The sequence below is a fragment of the Paenochrobactrum glaciei genome (assembly GCF_039522165.1).
Classification (GTDB): Bacteria; Pseudomonadota; Alphaproteobacteria; order Rhizobiales; family Rhizobiaceae; genus Paenochrobactrum; species Paenochrobactrum glaciei.
In genome coordinates, this window is record NZ_BAAADE010000030.1 from 1 (window position 1) to 3,550 (window position 3,550).

Here is a 3,550-nt window from a genome sequence, read left to right on the forward strand (position 1 = left end):
CCAGCTTCCTGCTCTTTAATCATCCCGATTATCTGTTCGTCTGAAAACCGTGAGCGTTTCATTGTCCATCTCCTACCAAGGATTGAACTCTACCAAAATCTGGAGGAGTTTGCGGGGCTCACGTCAGCCAACCAAAACCACGGTGTCAGTCAAGTCTGCACCATGCCTGCTGAACTGGGTGAGCCGGCAGTTCTATGCGCCGTACCGAACATACAGTGGACATGCCCTACAAAAGTGGAGAGCTTTCTGTTAAGAACTGAGAACAGGAGACATTGGTTTGAAGCAGCGTGAATTTACAGAAGAATTCTAATGAGAAGCGGTCGTATATTAGTAACGAGCGAACGTGGCGTGGTAACTGTTGCTAGCGATCTAGGTATTGGAAAATCCACACTGGATCAGTGGCGGCGATTGTTTGCAGATAAGGATTTGCTTGCAGACCCGCATTCTGATGTTCAACAAGAACTCGATCAGTTACGCCATGAAAACGAGTTGCTGTATAAGGAGCGAGATTTATTAAAAAAGACTGCTGTAGATTCAACCTGTCAACGCAACATAAACTTCCAATAGTTGCTTTCACAGGTGTTCAGCGATGAAGAGAAAATTCGCACAGTAAGAAAAAGAAACATGCTGGTCTTTATGGAGGAAGGACTTGAATTCAGCGACATTGGTCGCGTGTTGAGTACTAAGCCTGGTTCTATATTTACGCTTCTTCGAGAGCATGGCGAGGTCACATTACCAAGACCTTAAAAGAGCCAACGTCATTTAGTTTTGGCCGAAAGAGAAGAAATTTCAATAAGTCTAGCTGCGAATATTTCTATCCGACAAATAGCATGCTCACTGCGTCGTTCTCCATCGACGATTTCAAAGGAAATAAATAAAAATGGGGCATAGGGAAATACAGAGCGAATGTTGCTGAAACTGCTGGATGGAAACGGGCTAAAGGCCGAAACCAACAAAACTAGCTATCAATATTCCATTAAAATCTCTTGTTATTGAAAATCTTCAATTAAAATGGTCGCCAGAGCAAATATCCGGGTGACCCAAAATTGAACTTCCATTTCTCAAAAACATGCAGATATCCCCAGAGACAATATATAAAAGTCTTTATATTCGCTCACGCAAATTGCTTGATATTGCCTTGATGAACAACCTCCGTAACGCGGGCGCTTATAAAGCAATTTAAAAACATCCCCTCTTATTACGAAAAAGCCTGACTTGGGATCGTGGTATGGAGTTGGCAAAGCATCAAGAGCTCACAGAAGCAACTGGCATGGCTGTTTGTTTTTGCAATCCGAAAGTCCATGACAAAGAGGTGCAAACGAAAATACAAATCAGCTTTTACGGCAATGTTTCCCAAAGAAAACTTATTTAAAGCAGCACTCATCCAAGAAGCTCGAACAGGTGGCCGATCAACTCAATTGCAGACCCAGAAAAACATTAGGCTATCAAACACCACGAGCCGCTACTTTGTATGATGTTGCGTTGACCGATTGAATCTACAACCACAAAAGCTATTGCTGAACACGTTGCATCTGCGATGGAATTTAGCATTCCACTTGTGCATCCACTGGTTGATTCGCTGGCAATATCACGTGCCGTTCGCTCATCACGTGGCACATTGCTATGATTGGCCGTGCTGTTGCGTTGGAAGTTCTCTAGATACACGATCATGTCTCTTGGTGGGGCAGACAGTATATTGTCGATACTGCTGAGGATGAATTTATTCAAAGTAATGCAGATATTTGGGGCATTGTAGCGCGACCCGCAACATTGGCCGTAGGCAAAACATTATCGTTGAGGGATCTGCAGGGATGCAGCTCCCTGCCAATCTGGAAATTGCTGCTTCTCAGACAGTGCTTTATACCGGACGACTAAAGTGGTCACTATTCCAGTAAGCGGCAGCGTATTGGTCGCGATTAAGTCAGTAGCCGCTGGGCCAACCGGTAATCTGAAAACTGGTATTCGTCTGCGCATAGTCATCGCATTCTCTGAAATCAATCGGATTACAGCTGCCGAAGGCGGCTTTGCAGGCAGCGCATACGCGGAAACGGCTCCAACAATCGTCTATATCCGCCAGCGCCTGCATGGTGGCGCAGGCTTTGATTACCCAAGCTGGTTGCGAGAACAATTCGATGTTCGTGCTATTCAGGTCTATACGAATTGGGTGGACGTGGCTCTGTCGGCATCGTCGGAGCCATGAGGGATGAGCGTCTGGCGCGCGCCCACTGAGGCCGAAATGGAAGAACAACTCAATTATTTGGGAAGACCAGGCTCATCCACTGGTGTTTGTCCAGTCGCCGCTTATGTGATTATGATGACGCAAAAATGCGTAAAATCCCGATGCGCGTACTTGGTTCTGATCCAGGTGGCGTGATTTTGGCAATCAAACCATTAAACACCGCCAGCGCTACCCGCATCAACACTGGATTGCCAAGGGCCGCGCGAGCATTCCTTATTTCATCAAAATGGCCGAGAGCCTTGGGCACACCATTGACATTGAAGATTTTTGGCCGTCGATTGCTGGTGTTTTGCAAGTAAGTGTAAATAAAGCTGATCAACCGCTTGGTGGCTATGAAATTAGCGACATTGAGTGTGAATTACGTCGGTTGAAACCGGCCCAGACTCAACTCGTATTCTCATATTTGGAGAACTGATATGGAGCGTATTAACGACAATAACACGCTGATATTGGTGGTAGCAAGCGCAGATTTCGTAGCCAAAATGCTGCTGGTGTTACAGGTACAGAAGTTACACACAAACTCTTGAATGATCTACAAGAGGAAATCAGTGCTGCTATTGAAAGCTCTGGCTTTGAGTTATACCCTGATAATCAGCAGCAATTGTGGGAGGCACTTCAAAATATCGTAGCTCTGGGCTTTGCAAATCGCACTCCATAGCTTCCTGTCATTTCCATGAAAATCGCCGCACCACCAAACAATGCTGTTGTCGATGATGCCTATGTTATTCCTGCGGGCGCTACGGGTGCTTGAGCTGATCACGCGCAAAAACTTACTGAATGGGGTCGCGTTAAATGGCGCATAATATCGACCAGAGACGGTCATGGCGTGAGCCTACCCGATGGTCGGGTGTTTCAGCGGGTTGGTGGCGTTTATGTTCAGAAAATCGCACAGGACGTGCAGTCGGGTAAATGGAACGATGCAGAGGCGGGTGCCGCAGCGAATGCGCTGACAGTTAATCTGACGCCACTACCGGGAGGGTATACGGCCGGAATGTTGCTAAACATCATCATTCCATTCGATTGTGATGAACTTGCGACATTGTCGGTCAATGAGCTTCCAGCTAAGCCGATTGTCCGTGGGTACAATCAAAGACCACTTGTCGAAAAGGATTGGCGCGTTGATCGTATCGTGACCTGAACCGCCCCGTGTTTTCCGGAGGGTAATTTATTCGATAATTATGCGACTTTATCAAAGGTTTTCATATTTGCATAGAAAGCCTCCTCGGCTTCTGCAGGTGTTATATATCCGATTGGCTCCAGCAAACGTTGATTATTATACCAATGGACCCAATTAAGGGTTTCCCATTCAAT

At 46.2% G+C, this 3,550-nt stretch carries 4 protein-coding genes and 2 pseudogenes; 5 read left to right on the plus strand and 1 reads right to left on the minus strand.

Annotated features, from left to right (window positions below):
- Positions 1-256: 256 nt before the first annotated feature.
- From ABDZ76_RS17420 to ABDZ76_RS17440, 5 genes and pseudogenes are all read left to right on the plus strand, one after another.
- Positions 257-525: pseudogene (locus ABDZ76_RS17420) on the plus strand (transposase); the annotation flags it as partial.
- A gap of 99 nt (positions 526-624) precedes the next feature.
- Positions 625-1,494 (plus strand): annotated as a pseudogene (locus ABDZ76_RS17425) (IS30 family transposase).
- Between the two features lie 307 nt (positions 1,495-1,801).
- Positions 1,802-2,200: a baseplate J/gp47 family protein gene (locus ABDZ76_RS17430; RefSeq protein ID WP_343808604.1), complete on the plus strand. Its 399-nt coding sequence runs from the start codon at positions 1,802-1,804 to the stop codon at positions 2,198-2,200.
- A 226-nt stretch (positions 2,201-2,426) separates the two neighbouring features.
- Entirely contained in the window at positions 2,427-2,654 is a 228-nt protein-coding gene (locus ABDZ76_RS17715) for a hypothetical protein (protein WP_374844877.1), read from the plus strand.
- Between the two features lie 411 nt (positions 2,655-3,065).
- Positions 3,066-3,377 carry a hypothetical protein gene (locus tag ABDZ76_RS17440; protein ID WP_343808601.1) on the plus strand — a complete coding sequence of 104 codons (312 nt, stop codon included), beginning with the start codon at positions 3,066-3,068 and terminating at the stop codon, positions 3,375-3,377.
- A gap of 38 nt (positions 3,378-3,415) precedes the next feature.
- Here ABDZ76_RS17440 and ABDZ76_RS17445 read toward each other — a convergent pair.
- Positions 3,416-3,550: IS3 family transposase (locus ABDZ76_RS17445; RefSeq protein ID WP_486298575.1), on the minus strand; the 135-nt coding region annotated here is incomplete at its 5' end.